Raw genomic sequence first — 14,807 nt, 5'->3', positions numbered from 1 at the left:
AACTGGATAGGCCGGTTTAGTTTTGGCGCACTCCCTTTTGTTGAGATTTACAACTTCCCTTCGTCTCTTCTGTCGTCAATTCCCAATTTTTCGATTTCCTGAATGGATAAGCCTGTAATGTCGGAAATGGTTTCATAGTCCAGTCCTTTTGCTTTCATTTTCAGTGCATTTGAAAGTCGTTCTTCTTCTCGTCCTTTTTTCATTCCTTCTTCTCGTCCTTTTTCTCGTCCTTCTTTCAGTCCTTCTTCTGTAGCTTCCCTACGAATGTCTTCTTCCACTATCCGGCTTACCCGATAGCGATCCACTGCTTTGTCATAAGCTATTCTGTTTTCTTCCGATAAATTGGCAACAGCAGCCAATTGGTCCAAGTATTTAAACACTTGTTCCTTCAGTGCATCCGGCATTCTGTTCCAGTCATTCATATTCTTCAATGCATACATTAATTTCTCATACAATGTCTCACATTCAGCAAGTTCCTTATTGAAATAAGGGAATTGCAGATAAATTTGGCGTAGATGGGGGTTGACCACTCGTCCCGTATCCCTGTCGGCGAGCACTATATCCGTACGGAATTTCTTATCCAGTCCGTCCTCCTTGAAATTCATCAGGAAGATGCCGTATACGGTACTCAGTCTATAACGGGAGCCATACGGGACACTACTTTCACATACCATGCCGTCCGTATCCTTCTCGACGGGTATCTTTATTGTATCGGGAGGCGGAAGCTCGGTCAGCCTGCCTACGGCACGGCATACATAATACAATGTACGGTCCAGAAAATGGCTGTGCCAACGATTTTGCATCTCTACAATGATATACTCGCCACTGTCCGTGCGACAATAGAGGTCATAAATGATGCCTTTGTCATGCACATTGTCCGCATGGTCTTCCTTGTCAAGGAAACAAAGATCCTCTATATGATGTTCGCCCGCAAGCAACTCATTCAGCAGGGTGATGAGCAGCCCTTTACTGGCAGGTTGCCCGAAGATGACCTTAAACCCCAGGTCGGTAAAGGGATTGACGAATCGTGACATATTCATTTTTTATTTGAAATCAAAAGTACGCATACTTTCGGGAACACCCAAAAGATATGTGCTTTATTTTTCCGATATTGCAATTCCGGCTGATATTCAGAATCTAACGACCTTTCTGTCTTACTCTCCTTTCACACATAACAAGTGCTGAAACGTCCTGCTCATAGGGCTTTTGTGTGAAGGTTGCTTTTATCAACTTTCTTTTTCTCCTATTGGATAATTCCCCCTCCCAACACCACGTCTTCCCGATAAAAAGCGGCTGCCTGTCCGGTAGCAATGGCGGTGAGCGGCTCGTGCAATTGCACATGGAGTGTATTGTCCGCTTGCAGCGTCACTGTGCAGCGATTGGCTTGTTTGCGATAGCGTATTTTCACAATCACATCGTCCTTGCAGAGCAATGCGTCAGGATTTGTGATATTCCAGTCTTTCAATGTCATTTCTGTTTTTTCCAACGCTTTTAAATTACTCAATATCACTTTATTTTCTTCGGGAAATATCTCTTTTACAAAGACAGCACGATTTAAATCGATTCCCAGCCCCCGTCGTTGGCCGATGGTATAGAAAGGATATCCTTCGTGATATGCAATGAAGTTTCCCGTTTCATCGAAGAATTTTCCGGGGCGGATGCTGTTCTCCGGTAGTTCGCGGCGTAAAAACGTGCGATAGTCCATCGGGCAAAAACAAACGCCCAGACTGTCACGTTTATGGGCAGCTTTTAAAAAACCTCGTTCTTCCGCAATTTCCCGAACCCGGATTTTGGTGAGTTCACCCATAGGGAGCAACATCCGTTGCAGAATATCTTGTGGAAGCCCCCATAAAAAGAACGACTGGTCTTTGTCAGGGTCTGCTCCGGCAGTGATGTGGTAAAATCCGTCGATGAAACGTTTGCGGACATAGTGACCGGTAGCAAAATGATAGATGCCCAATTCATCGGCCAGCTGTTGCAGAAGTGGCCATTTGAGGTTATTGTTACAGAGCGTGCAGGGCACAGGGGTATGTCCGGCCATGTATTCGCGGATAAAATAATCAATGATTGTCTCTCGGAACATATTGCGAACGTCGTAGGAGATATGCTTGATTTTCAGTCGTTCACATAAAGTCCGTGCGTCATCCAAATATTCCGTATCTCCTTCTTTTTCATAAAAACGAAAAGTGACACCGGTCACTTCGTATCCGGCATCCTGTAACAGTAAGGCGGCAACGGAACTGTCCGTTCCCCCACTCATCCCCAGTAGAACTTTATTGTTTGGCTTCATTGGGGCAAATATACGAAATCAAAATGAGTTCTTTTATATCCTGCATTCAGTCATTTTAGTTCAATATTACTTCTCCACGTCTGTGGTTAAACTTAACCACAGACGTGGCTAATGTTAACCACGGTCGTGGTTAGAGTTCTTCACGGCCGTGAAGAAGCAATATCGAATGGCTTGTCTGACAAAGAGAATAGGATGAAAAAACGTTAATCGGATGATATATATATGCGTAGGCTTATGCGTACGTACGTGTAGCCCGATGCGTATATACGTGTAGGCTTACGTGTATATATGTGCAGGCTTATGCCACCGTATGTAGTTTGGCGTGTGCAAAAAGACCTTGAGGTTTTCAAAAAAGCTCGGTATGTTTCTTAAAAACTTCAGCACCTTTTTAAAAAAGCTCGGCATCTTTTTCATGTAGGGCAGACAGGATCATCCCCCCCCTCACTAAGTCGGTTATTCCTTCTTTTCCGTTCATCCTTACATTTTAATTAAAATACATTGATTATCAAGTGATTAATAATGAAAGGACATCCCCTCATCCCTGTTTCAGCCGCGCTTCCCAAGTCCCTTCACAATCTGCCTTCAGTACTTGTTCCGCCGGGAGAAATTTTATAAATGAAGGGAGGTTGAAAGGGTGATGAAACGATGCCCATTCACTACCGAAACTCCCATCAACAGGGCGTCTCAACGGCTGATGAAAGGAGGAAGGGAGAAATGATCCGGATGATATGGGAACTTTAAGGAAAGGAGAATATATAAAACCCTGCCATGGGGGGCTTTCCAATATCCCATGGCAGAGTTTGAAAAATTATTTTAGCGGAGTGATAGTGAAGCCCCAGCTATAAGACTGGTTCGGGTTAATCAAAGCCCATTTTTCGGGCCATGCTCCCCAGCTGTCATAACCGCCTACGCCTTGTTGCTGCATATCTATGCATACCTCTACGAAATCACGCGGAGTAATGTCATTGATATGAGTTTGGCGGCGGAGAACATTTTTTGCCTTAGCTTCGCTGCGATTGGCAATTTCTTCGGCCGAGAAATTGTTCCATTGGCGCGGACGATTAGTGGCTTCTTCCGAATCAAAATCTTCTACTGAGTTACGCAAGGCATTGAACCCGAAAGTCTTGTCGGCTGTGATGCGCAACCCTTTGCCGCCTTTTTTGCTTAATGCTACCCAACGGGTATCGACGTGATGGCCGTTTTCTTGCGGACGAACATAGGGGAAGTACATATCATCGGCTGTTGTTTTATAGAGGTCGACGATGGTTCCTGCCTTGCGGTCGATGTAGTTTTCTTCAGGGCCACGGCCGAAGTAGGCAACTTGGTTCATTTCTGCCGGCAGACGGAAACGTACACCGATACGAGGTACTTCTGCTTTGATGTCTGCTGCCTTGAAGTCACAACCTACATGTAGGCTGCCGTTCTTGCCAAAGGTGTAATTTACAATGTATTGGTTGCCGGCAGGCAATGCGTAAGTCACGCTCAGGGTGTTGTCGGCAAAGGAAGTATGGGCTACCTTGAAGTCCTTGCTCGATTGTTTCCACACGTGGGTGCGCTTGGGCTCGCCGTTACCGTAATCATTGTCATTCGGTGCACGCCAGAAGTTGGGTTGAATGCCGAAGCCGTCTTTGAAGTATTCGGTGCCGTTTACTTTATAAGAGGTAACGATGCCACTCTTTTCGTTCAGGACAAATTGCATTCCGCTGCCCGAAACTACCATCTCGTCTCCGTTCTTCACTGCTTTCATTCCCTTGCCTGCCATGAACTCGTCTTTCAAAGGCTCGATAGGCAATTGGAATTGGTCACGTGCAATTTCGTGACCTGCCGGAATCAGGATTTCAGGTTCGACGGCAATGACATGGAAATTGACGAAATATTCGGTATCTTTCTTGGCTTTCAAACCGTTTACGTTGACCGTGAATTCTTTGGAGGCCTGCGGAGCAATGTCTAACGAGACTTTTCCGCTTCTTATAATCTTGTCGTTGGCTTTCAGCTCATACACAATCATATACTTCTTCAGGTTGGTGAAGTAGAAACGGTTGGTGATAAGGAACTTGCCTTGTGCCGCATCGGTCATCTCGAAGCCTACATTCTGATAAGCATATTTCACTTCTGCCATGGCAGGATGCGGAGTGCGGTCGGGACTGACGATACCGTTGCAGAGGAAGTTGCCGTCGCTGGGTGCGTCTTTTCCGAAATCGCCGCCGTATGCCCAGAACGGACGTCCGTTTTCATCTTTCTGCAGAATGCCTTGGTCCACCCAGTCCCAAATATATCCGCCCTGCAGATTGGGATATTTGTAAATGGCTTGCCACTGTGCCCACAGACCGCCGGTGGAGTTGCCCATGGCGTGTGCGTATTCGGATGGCATGATAGGACGGTCACTGCCTTCTTTGCCAATGGATTCAAACCAGCTTGCACCGGGATACTGAGGAACGAACATATCGGTATTCCATTCCCATTGTGCGCGTTCGTAGTTCACAGGGCGGTTCATGCCTTTGGTTTCACGGTCTTTCACCCAAAGGTAAGTTTGATAGAAATTATATCCGTTTCCGGCTTCATTACCCAATGACCAGAAGGTTAAAGACGGGTAGTTCTTATTGCGTTCATACATATTGATGGTGCGGTCCATGTGAGGTTTCAACCATTCGGGGTTGTTGCCTAATGTACCGCCTTTGCGGAGGTCGTATTTCATGCCGTGGCTTTCAATATTGGCTTCATCGTATACATAGAGACCATATTCGTCACAAAGCTCATAGAACTTGCGGTCTTGCGGATAGTGGCACAGACGAACGGTATTGATATTGTGTTGCTTCATCAGTTCAAAGTCTTTGCGCATCAGTTCTTCGGGAACATAGTGACCGGTTGCTTCGTTGTGCTCGTGAATGTTCACACCCTTCATCTTTAACGGCTGGCCATTGACAAAGAAGCAGATATAAGGCTTGCCGTTTCCTGCAATTTGGTCAATCGGTTTGATTTCAAAGCGACGGAAGCCGACATTGAACGGAATAACTTCTGTTATTTTTCCATCTTCTTTTAAAGAAATCAATAATTTATAAAGGTTGGGCTGTTCGGAAGTCCAAGTCTTTACATTGTTTAATGAAGCATTGAAAGTAACGGTATTTTTTCCGTCTGCACTTACATTGCAAGGTGTCTCGGCAGAGGTAACAACTTTCTTGTCGGCATCCAGCAACTCGTAAGTTACGGTTACGTTCTTGTTGGCGGCGGTATGGTTGGTCACATTCACGTCCAGTTTGAAGATACCGTTCTTATAGGTATCGTCGAGGGTAGAGACTACTTCAAAGTCCTGAACGGCAGTCTTGGGCTGTGAGAACAAGAATACATCTCTTTCGATTCCGCTCAGGCGCCAAAAGTCCTGACACTCCAGATAAGAACCGGTGCTGTAGCGGAAGCATTTTACTACCAATGAGTTCTTGCCCGGTTGCAGATATTTGTTAATCAGAAACTCTGCCGGATTCTTAGAGTCTTCGCTATATCCGACTTCTTTTCCGTTGAGGTATACATAAACGCCTGATTTAGCTCCTTCCAGGCGGAGGTATATATCACGTCCGTCCCAATTGGAGGGAATCTCGATGTCTCGCTGATAAACACCTACCGGATTGGCCTCGGGCAAATGCGGAGGTTGCGGGTTGCTGGGCTGGAAGTCGTATGGCTGATTGGTATAGATGGCTGTTCCATATCCTTGTACCTCCCAGTTGCCGGGTACATTGATTTCTTTCCATGTAATGTCGGCGCCGGGCTGTTCGATGTTGGCAGGTAAATCTTTGTAGGCATCTACGTAGTAGAAGTTCCACTTTCCGTTCAGTAATTTGTAATAAGGGCTGTTTTCGTATTTGCCGGTCAGTGCCTGTCCCGAGTTATCGTATGACATGAAAGCCGTGCGGGGAGCTTCTTTGTTTACTGCTACGGTTTGGATATCTTTCCAATAAGGAAGCTTGGTCCCTTCTGCACTGATGGTTTGTGCTGAGAATGCACAGACAACTGTGCCAATGAGGTATCTCAATAAGGTTGTTTTCGTAATATTCATAGATTATCAGTTGTTTAAAGAAAAAGGGCGCTATTGCCGGCGCCCCTCTCTTAAGTCCTTTACATTTTATTAAAATAAGCAATTTATTGGATTTCTTCCGATAATTCAGCACCAGCCTTGAATTTGATTGCTTTTTTTGCTTTAATGGTGATAGATTCTTTGGTCGCCGGGTTGATACCCATTCTTTCTGCTTTTTCTACAACCGAGAAAGTACCAAAACCAACTAATGATACTTTGTCACCACTCTTCAGAGCATTTGAAACTGCTGAAACTACTCCTTCAACAGCTTTCTTTGCATCGGCTTTGCTCAAGCCTGATTCAGCGGCTACTGCGCTGATTAGATCTGCCTTATTCATAATGAAAACGATTAATTATTAATGTAATACAAAAGAAATTTCAAAATCAAGGACAAATATAAAGTTTCAAAATTAGAAATCAAACAGATAGCCTAAAAAAGATAAGCCAAAAATCAAAAAAACGTAAGAGAATGGGGTTTTTCTGCTAAATAACAGAATAAAATTGTAAATTTGCAAGCAATCAATGAATTATAGAAGAAAATAATATGAATAGTATACCTGTTGTAACAAAGAATATATTGATAATAAACGTGCTATGCTTTTTCGGAAGTGTGGTGGCTGCAAAGTATGGAATTGATTTAAATGATTTGCTGGGACTGCATTTTTTTCTGGCTTCCGATTTTAATCCGGCACAGTTGATTACATATATGTTTATGCACGCTGGTTTTCAGCACATATTTTTTAACATGTTTGCAGTGTGGATGTTCGGGCGTACGCTTGAACAGGTTTGGGGACCGAAACGTTTTCTGTTTTATTATATATTGTGCGGTATCGGTGCAGGTTTGGTACAGGAGGGAGTGCAATATATTCAGTATGTCACCGAATTGGCCAATTATGAGGGGGTTAATACGGGAGTTGCCGTGATTCCGATGGCGGAATATCTCAATCTGATGACTACAGTAGGGGCATCGGGGGCCGTATATGCTATCTTGCTGGCTTTCGGTATGTTGTTCCCCAATAGTCAGATGTTTGTATTCCCGATTCCGTTTCCTATTAAGGCGAAGTATTTTGTAATGGGGTATGCAGCATTGGAGATTTATTTGGGCTTCGGCAGCTCGGCTGACGGTATTGCTCATTTCGCTCACTTGGGAGGAATGATATTTGGCTTTATATTAATAATGTATTGGAGAAAAAAGAATAACAATGGGCAGTTTTATTACTGATTTAAAGAATAGTTTTAACAGGGGTAATATATATATCCAGTTTATATATATTAATGTCGGAGTGTTTGTCCTGACATCCCTGTTGGGAATTCTGTGGATGTTGTTTAACCGTAACGGTGCATTTATTCTGCAATATTTGGAGTTACCTGCATGGACGGTACAGTTTATCAAGCAGCCGTGGTCTCTGTTTACTTATATGTTTATGCATGCCGGAGTGCTTCACTTGTTGTTTAATATGCTGTGGCTCTATTGGTTCGGGCAGTTGTTTCTTTCTTTTTTCTCGGCCAAGCATTTCCGTGGGGTGTATATCTTAGGTGGGTTTTGTGGCGGTTTGCTTTATATGCTGGCTTACAATGTATTTCCATATTTCAGTGATTCGCTTTATTATTCTTATTTATTGGGGGCTTCGGCCTCTGTGTTGGCCATTGTGGTGGCAACGGCTGTCCGCGAGCCTGACTATCCGGTACATTTCATGTTTATCGGAACGGTGCGGTTGAAATATGTAGCCCTGTTTATGGTGGTGACCGATTTGCTTTTTATGACTTCGGGCAATGCCGGGGGACATATCGCACACTTGGGAGGGGCATTGGCCGGATGGTGGTTTGCTTCCGGATTGACCCGCGGGCATGATGCAACGGCGTGGATTAACCGTTTTATCGATTGGGTAGCAAGCGGATTTACGGTACACCGTTCTCCGAAGAAGCCCAAAATGAAAGTGCATTATGGCGATAAGGCGAAAGACTATGAATATAATGCCCGTAAGAAGCAGAATAGTGACGAGATAGACCGCATATTGGACAAGCTGAGGAAGTCCGGTTATGACAGTCTCACGTCGGATGAGAAGAAAAGCTTGTTTGATGCAAGTAAAAAATAGAATATGAAATATATCGGTCGGGTTTTAGGTTGGATATTATTGGGGATAAATATATGCATGGCGGTGTTATTGCTGATCTGTGCATATAGTTCTTATATCAATCCGGTGGCGCATCCTGTGTGGTCGTGTGCCGGTCTTGCGTTTCCGGCTTTTCTGATAACGAATGTTTTATTTTTTTTCTTTTGGTTGGTGGTATATCGCAGGTATGCTTTGGTGTCTCTCCTGACTTTTTTCTGCTGCTTTGGTGCCATCCGTACTTATATACCTATCAATCTGTTCGAGAAAGAACCTCCCGGGGATGCCGTCAAAGTATTGTCATACAATACGATGGCTTTTGAACAAGGACATCCTAATTTGAAGGACAACCCTAATTCGGTATTGGAATACCTGCGGAACAGCAATGCGGATATTATTTGTTTGCAAGAATATATATTGAGCAATCGGCTGGCTAAAAAGGATGTGGATTATGCCCTGAGAAACTATCCCTATAAGCATTATTATAAATTGACCGGTGCGAATGGACTGGGGTGCTACTCCCGCTATCCTATCCTGTCGGCGCATCCTGTTGAGTATGACAGCCGAAACAATGGCTCTGTTGCTTATACAATAAATGTGAAGGGGGATACTTTGTTGGTGGTCAATAACCATTTGGAGTCCAATAAACTGACAGAGAAAGATAAGGCTGTCTATCGGGAGATGATAAAAGACCCGGATAAGGTTAAAGTGTCGGAAGGGGCCCGCATATTGATAGGCAAACTGGCGGAGGCTTCGGCTATCCGTGCTTCGCAAGCCGATTCCATAGCAAAGTTGGTTGCCGGTTTTAGGGGTGGAGGAGTGATTGTCTGCGGCGATTTTAACGATTCTCCTTTGTCTTATGCTCACCGGGTAATCGGGAAGGAACTGGATGATGCTTTTGTACAGTCGGGCAACGGATTCGGGATATCTTATAATCAGAATCATTTTTATTTCCGTATCGATCATATCCTATTGAGTAAAAATCTGGAATCTTATCAATGTACGGTAGACAAAACCATAAAGAGTTCGGATCATTATCCCATCTGGTGTTTTGTGGCGAAGAAATAATTAGCAGACCTTTAATTTAATATAAGTATGAAGAAACTAGTATTTACGTTAGCGACTTGTTGTATCATGTGTGCATGTGAACAGAAAACCGAAACGAACCCGTTCTTTACGGAGTTCCGGACAGAGTATGGTGCTCCTGATTTTGATAAAATCAAGATAGAACACTATGAACCTGCGTTTTTGAAAGGCATAGAAGAACAGAATGCCGAAATAAAAGCAATTGTGGAGAGCCGGGAAACTCCCGGATTTGAAAATACGATTGTGGCACTGGATAATAGCGGAAGGACACTGGCACGTGTCAAGGGTGTCTTTTATGCATTGACGGAGGCTGATACGAATGATGAGATGAGCGCATTGAGCGAAAAGATTGCTCCTGTGCTTTCCGAACATAACGATAATATTTATCTGAATCAGGATTTATATAAGCGTGTGGCTGCTGTGTGGCAACAGGAGCAAGAAGGCAAAATAACGCTGACCACAGAACAGCATCGTCTTTTGGATAGATATTATAAGGCGTTTATCCGTTCGGGGGCAGGACTGGATGCCGGGAAGCAAAACCGCCTTAGGGAGATAAATAAAGAATTGTCTACATTGGCTATTACTTTCAGCAACCATGTTTTGAATGAAAATAATGCTTACCGGCTGGTTATAGACAATGAAGCAGAACTGGCAGGATTGCCGGAATGGGTGAAAACAGGTGCGGCGGAAGAGGCGAAGGCTGTCGGAAAAGAAGGCAAGTGGCTGTTTACCTTGCAGAACTCAAGCCGTTTGCCACTGCTGCAATATGCCGACAACCGTGAGTTGAGAAAGGATATCTATGAAGCTTATATCAATCGTGGTAATAACGGAGACGCCAATGATAATAAAGAGATTTTGAAGAAAATCATTTCTTTGCGTCTGGAAAAAGCCAATTTGCTGGGCTTTGACTGTTATTCCAATTTTGTGTTGGATGAAAATATGGCAAAGAATTCCGAGACGGTTATGGATTTTCTGCATAATCTGTGGGGGTATTCTTTGAAAAACGCAAAGACGGAAGCTGCCGAATTACAAAAAATGATGGATAAAGAAGGAAAAGGAGAGAAGCTTGCCGCATGGGATTGGTGGTATTATACCGAAAAACTTCGTCAGCAAAAATATAATCTGAATGAGGATGAGATTAAGCCTTACTTTAGCTTGGAATCAGTGCGAAACGGTTTGTATTATGTTGCCAATAAATTGTACGGCATTACCTTGACCGAACTGAATAATGTATCTGTTTACGAACCGGATGTGAAGGTGTATGAGGTGAAAGATGCCGATGGCGCTTATCTGGGCTTGTTTTATGCCGATTATTTTCCCCGTACCGGTAAACGCGGAGGGGCATGGATGAGCAACTTCCGTGAACAGGCAGGCGATGTGAGACCGCTTATCTATAATGTAGCCAGTTTTACGAAGCCCGCAGGTGATATGCCTTCGTTACTGACACTGGATGAAGTGGAAACAATGTTTCATGAATTCGGACATGCTCTTCACGGCATGCTGACCAAATGTAACTATTTGGGAGTATCGGGTACGAATGTGGCACAGGATTTTGTGGAACTTCCTTCTCAGATAATGGAACATTGGGCGGTGGAACCGGAAGTACTGAAGGTATATGCCAAGCACTATAAGACCGGTGAGGTGATTCCCGATGAATTGATTCGGAAGATACAAGACCAAAATACCTTCAATCAGGGATTTATGACAACTGAACTGTTGGCTGCTGCATTGCTCGATATGGAATTGCACAATCTGACCGACACCGCAAGTCTGGATGTGGTGGCCTTTGAAAAGGCGGTGATGGACAAATTGGGTTTGATTCCTGAAATCGCTCCTCGTTACCGTGCCACTTATTTTAATCATATCCTTAGCGGTTATGCTGCCGGATATTACAGTTATCTGTGGGCGGAAGTATTGGATGCTGATGCTTTTGAAGCTTTCAAAGAACATGGACTGTTCGATAAAAATACTGCCGACTCTTTCCGCCGGAATGTTTTGGAAAAGGGTGGGACAGAGGATCCTATGGTGCTTTACAAAGCGTTTCGCGGTGCCGAACCGAGCTTGGAACCATTGCTTAAAAACAGAGGGCTGAAATAAAATACCCCATGAAATAGAACAAATTAGGCTGCGAAATATACTTTTGCAGCCTTTTTTCTTATTTGAAATTCAAATATTTGTGTTTCATGCCGTGCGAATGTGAAAAAAAAACTATATTTGCAACCTTGTATAAACCAAGAATTAATCAAAAAGTAAAAATAATAAATTTCAAAGTAACATGCAAAACAAAGGATTTGTAAAGGTTTTTGCGGTATTACTTACCCTTGTATGTGTGTTTTATCTTTCTTTCTCTTTTGTGACCCGCTATCACATGAATAAAGCGGCGCAAGATCCGAAGGGTGAAGCACATTACCTTGATTCTATGCAGAATGAAAAAGTTTATCTGGGTAGTTATACGCTGAAACAGTGTCGTGAGATGGAGATTGGTCTGGGTCTGGACCTTAAAGGTGGTATGAACGTTATTCTTGAAGTTTCTGTACCGGATGTGGTGAAGGCATTGGCTGACAACAAAACCGACGAAGCTTTTAACAAGGCTATATCAGAAGCTGCCAAACAGTCTGTTACCAGCCAGGATGACTTTATTACTCTGTTTATCAGAGAGTATAAGAAAGAAGCTCCACAAGGAAAGCTGGCAGAATTGTTCGCTACTCAGCAGTTGAAAGACAAAGTAAATACCCGCAGCTCTGATGCTGATGTAGAAAAGGTGTTGCGTGAAGAAGTCAAAGCTGCTATCGATAACTCTTATAATGTATTGCGTACCCGTATCGACCGCTTTGGTGTGGTTCAGCCCAATATTCAGGCTTTGGAAGGTAAGATGGGACGTATCATGGTGGAACTTCCGGGTATCAAAGAACCGGAACGTGTGAGAAAGCTCTTGCAGGGTTCTGCTAATCTTGAGTTTTGGGAAACTTTCGACTCCAAGGAAATCTATCCTTATCTGACTGCTATTGACAACAGATTGCGTGCTATCCTTGCTACCGATAATGCTGCTACAGATTCTACTGCCGTTGAAACTGCCGATGCAAAGGCGGTATCTGCTGCCGATAGTCTGGCTGCTGCTTTGAAGGGAGAGCCTGCAGACAATGCTGTTGCCATGGAACAAATGAAGAAAGAACATCCGTTGGCTTCTATTCTTCAGCTGAACCCGAACGGCAGCTGTGTGGTAGGTTATGCTGATTATAAAGATACAGCTCAGGTCAATACTTACCTTGCCATGAAAGAGGTAAAAGAAATGTTGCCGAAAGACCTTCGCCTGAAGTGGGGTGTGAAAGGTGCCGATTTCGACAAGACAGGACGTATCTTCGAATTATATGCCATCAAGTCAAGCGAACGTAACGGACGCGCTCCGTTGGAAGGTGACGTGATTACTGATGCCAAGGATGAGTTCGACAGCTTCGGCAAACCTTGCGTGAGTATGTCGATGAACACTGACGGTTCTCGTCGCTGGGCTGTTTTGACAAAAAATAATGTAGGAAAATCCATTGCCATTGTATTGGATGATTATGTATATAGTGCTCCTAACGTAAACGGTGAAATCACCGACGGACATTCTCTGATTAGCGGTCACTTTACTCCCGAAGTAACAAAGGACTTGGCTAACGTATTGAGATCCGGTAAGATGCCGGCTCCTGCACGCATTGTTCAGGAAGATATCGTTGGTCCGTCATTGGGTCAGGAATCTATCAACCAGGGTATCGTTTCATTCGTTGTGGCATTGATTCTGTTGATGGTTTACATGTGTGCTATGTACGGACTGATTCCGGGTATGGTTGCCAACTGTGCCTTGGTTGTGAACTTCTTCTTTACGCTGGGTATTCTTACCTCGTTCCAGGCTGCATTGACAATGTCGGGTATTGCCGGTATGGTGCTGTCATTGGGTATGGCGGTGGATGCCAACGTATTGATTTACGAACGTACAAAAGAAGAGCTGAGAGCAGGAAAGGGTGTCAAGGCTGCTTTGGCTGACGGTTACTCGAATGCATTCTCTGCAATCTTTGACTCTAACCTGACTTCAATCCTTACCGGTATCATCCTGTTCTATTTCGGTACAGGTCCTATCCGCGGTTTTGCTACCACACTGATTATCGGTATCCTCTGCTCGTTCTTTACTGCTGTGTTCTTGACACGTGTGGTTTACGAACACTTCATGAACAAAGACAAATGGCTGGGATTGACATTTACGACAGGTATTTCCAAGAATCTGATGCAGAATGTTCATTATAACTTTATGGGTATGATGAAACGTTCGTTCACTGTATTCGGTATCATTATTGCAGCATGTGTGGTTTCGTTCTTTATCCGCGGTTTGGCTCAGAGCATCGATTTCACCGGCGGACGTAACTTTGTGGTTCAGTTTGAACAGCAAGTAGAACCGGAAACTGTTCGCGACCTGCTGAAACAGAAGATTACCGAAGATAACGTGCAGGCTATCGCTTTGGGTACAGACAAGAAAACAATCCGTATCACTACCAACTACCGTATCACTGAAGACTCTCCCAATATCGATTCTGAAATCGAAGAGTTCCTGTATCAGTCATTGAAAGACGGTAATTTGCTGGGCGAAGGCACTACACTGGAAATATTTATCGACCGTGATAACCGTGCAGGCGGCTCAATCATCAGCTCTCAGAAGGTGGGTCCCAGTATCGCTGACGATATCAAGACTTCTGCTATCTGGTCTGTATTGTTCGCATTGGTTGCTATCGGTTTGTATATCCTGTTGCGTTTCCGCAATGTGGCATATAGTGTCGGTGCAACGGTGGCATTGGCTGTCGATACCGTTTTGATTATCGGTGCTTACTCATTGTGCTATGGCTGGGTTCCTTTCTCATTGGAAATCGACCAGACATTCATTGGTGCTATCCTGACTGCTATCGGTTATTCTATCAATGATAAGGTGGTTATCTTCGACCGTATCCGTGAGTTCTTCGGCTTGTACCCGAAACGTAACCGTTTGCAGTTGTTCAATGATTCATTGAATACTACTTTGGCACGTACTATCAATACTTCATTGAGTACATTGATTGTATTGTTGTGTATCTTTGTATTGGGTGGAGACAGTATCCGCAGTTTCGCATTTGCAATGATTCTGGGTGTCGTTATCGGTACGTTGACTTCATTGTTCATTGCTGCTCCGGTTGCTTACCTGACACTGGGTAATAAGATGCCTGAAGAAGAAGCGAAGGCATAAGAAGGA

At 44.0% G+C, this 14,807-nt stretch carries 9 protein-coding genes; 5 read left to right on the top strand and 4 right to left on the bottom strand.

Annotation, left to right across the window (positions count from 1 at the left end; genetic code table 11):
• Window positions 1-47: 47 nt before the first annotated feature.
• From HMPREF1534_RS02715 to HMPREF1534_RS02730, 4 genes are all read right to left on the bottom strand, one after another.
• The gene (locus HMPREF1534_RS02715; RefSeq protein WP_005944064.1) at window positions 48-1,034 is read right to left on the bottom strand and encodes a PD-(D/E)XK nuclease family transposase; all 987 of its coding nucleotides are present in this window, start codon (window positions 1,032-1,034) and stop codon (window positions 48-50) included.
• Between the two features lie 209 nt (window positions 1,035-1,243).
• Window positions 1,244-2,290 carry a tRNA 2-thiouridine(34) synthase MnmA gene (gene mnmA, locus HMPREF1534_RS02720; protein WP_026231459.1) on the bottom strand — a complete coding sequence of 349 codons (1,047 nt, stop codon included), beginning with the start codon at window positions 2,288-2,290 and terminating at the stop codon, window positions 1,244-1,246.
• An 808-nt stretch (window positions 2,291-3,098) separates the two neighbouring features.
• Window positions 3,099-6,338, bottom strand: coding sequence for a glycoside hydrolase family 2 TIM barrel-domain containing protein (locus tag HMPREF1534_RS02725; RefSeq protein ID WP_005944060.1), 3,240 nt, complete (start codon window positions 6,336-6,338; stop codon window positions 3,099-3,101).
• A gap of 83 nt (window positions 6,339-6,421) precedes the next feature.
• Window positions 6,422-6,694, bottom strand: a complete 273-nt coding sequence (locus tag HMPREF1534_RS02730; protein WP_005944059.1) for an HU family DNA-binding protein — start codon at window positions 6,692-6,694, stop codon at window positions 6,422-6,424.
• Between the two features lie 206 nt (window positions 6,695-6,900).
• Between HMPREF1534_RS02730 and HMPREF1534_RS02735 the strand changes: the two genes are divergently transcribed.
• From HMPREF1534_RS02735 to secDF, 5 genes are all read left to right on the top strand, one after another.
• Window positions 6,901-7,578 (top strand): rhomboid family intramembrane serine protease, encoded by a 678-nt coding sequence (locus tag HMPREF1534_RS02735; RefSeq protein ID WP_005944057.1) that lies wholly within the window; start codon window positions 6,901-6,903, stop codon window positions 7,576-7,578.
• Window positions 7,559-8,452 carry a rhomboid family protein gene (locus HMPREF1534_RS02740; RefSeq protein ID WP_005944055.1) on the top strand — a complete coding sequence of 298 codons (894 nt, stop codon included), beginning with the start codon at window positions 7,559-7,561 and terminating at the stop codon, window positions 8,450-8,452. The genes HMPREF1534_RS02735 and HMPREF1534_RS02740 overlap by 20 nt, the downstream gene beginning before the upstream one ends.
• Before the next feature lie 3 nt (window positions 8,453-8,455).
• Window positions 8,456-9,535 (top strand): endonuclease/exonuclease/phosphatase family protein, encoded by a 1,080-nt coding sequence (locus HMPREF1534_RS02745; RefSeq protein WP_005944053.1) that lies wholly within the window; start codon window positions 8,456-8,458, stop codon window positions 9,533-9,535.
• Between the two features lie 27 nt (window positions 9,536-9,562).
• Complete coding sequence (locus HMPREF1534_RS02750; protein WP_005944051.1) at window positions 9,563-11,650, top strand: M3 family metallopeptidase; 2,088 nt, start codon at window positions 9,563-9,565, stop codon at window positions 11,648-11,650.
• A 178-nt stretch (window positions 11,651-11,828) separates the two neighbouring features.
• Window positions 11,829-14,801, top strand: coding sequence for a protein translocase subunit SecDF (secDF, locus tag HMPREF1534_RS02755; protein ID WP_005944048.1), 2,973 nt, complete (start codon window positions 11,829-11,831; stop codon window positions 14,799-14,801).
• Window positions 14,802-14,807 lie beyond the last annotated feature (6 nt).

It is taken from the genome of Phocaeicola massiliensis B84634 = Timone 84634 = DSM 17679 = JCM 13223, assembly GCF_000382445.1.
In the GTDB taxonomy this organism is placed as follows: Bacteria; Bacteroidota; Bacteroidia; order Bacteroidales; family Bacteroidaceae; genus Phocaeicola; species Phocaeicola massiliensis.
The sequence above is the reverse complement of the archived record's forward strand: the minus strand, read 5'-3'. Positions and strand labels throughout refer to the sequence as shown.

What these genes read in the sequence shown, in the direction of transcription:
- HMPREF1534_RS02725 (WP_005944060.1), bottom strand. Translation starts at nt 6,338, where the DNA reads ATGAATATTACGAAAACAACCTTATTGAGATACCTCATTGGCACAGTT.
- HMPREF1534_RS02745 (WP_005944053.1), top strand. Translation starts at nt 8,456, where the DNA reads ATGAAATATATCGGTCGGGTTTTAGGTTGGATATTATTGGGGATAAAT.
- HMPREF1534_RS02730 (WP_005944059.1), bottom strand. Translation starts at nt 6,694, where the DNA reads ATGAATAAGGCAGATCTAATCAGCGCAGTAGCCGCTGAATCAGGCTTG.
- HMPREF1534_RS02750 (WP_005944051.1), top strand. Translation starts at nt 9,563, where the DNA reads ATGAAGAAACTAGTATTTACGTTAGCGACTTGTTGTATCATGTGTGCA.
- HMPREF1534_RS02740 (WP_005944055.1), top strand. Translation starts at nt 7,559, where the DNA reads ATGGGCAGTTTTATTACTGATTTAAAGAATAGTTTTAACAGGGGTAAT.
- mnmA (WP_026231459.1), bottom strand. Translation starts at nt 2,290, where the DNA reads ATGAAGCCAAACAATAAAGTTCTACTGGGGATGAGTGGGGGAACGGAC.
- HMPREF1534_RS02715 (WP_005944064.1), bottom strand. Translation starts at nt 1,034, where the DNA reads ATGTCACGATTCGTCAATCCCTTTACCGACCTGGGGTTTAAGGTCATC.
- HMPREF1534_RS02735 (WP_005944057.1), top strand. Translation starts at nt 6,901, where the DNA reads ATGAATAGTATACCTGTTGTAACAAAGAATATATTGATAATAAACGTG.
- secDF (WP_005944048.1), top strand. Translation starts at nt 11,829, where the DNA reads ATGCAAAACAAAGGATTTGTAAAGGTTTTTGCGGTATTACTTACCCTT.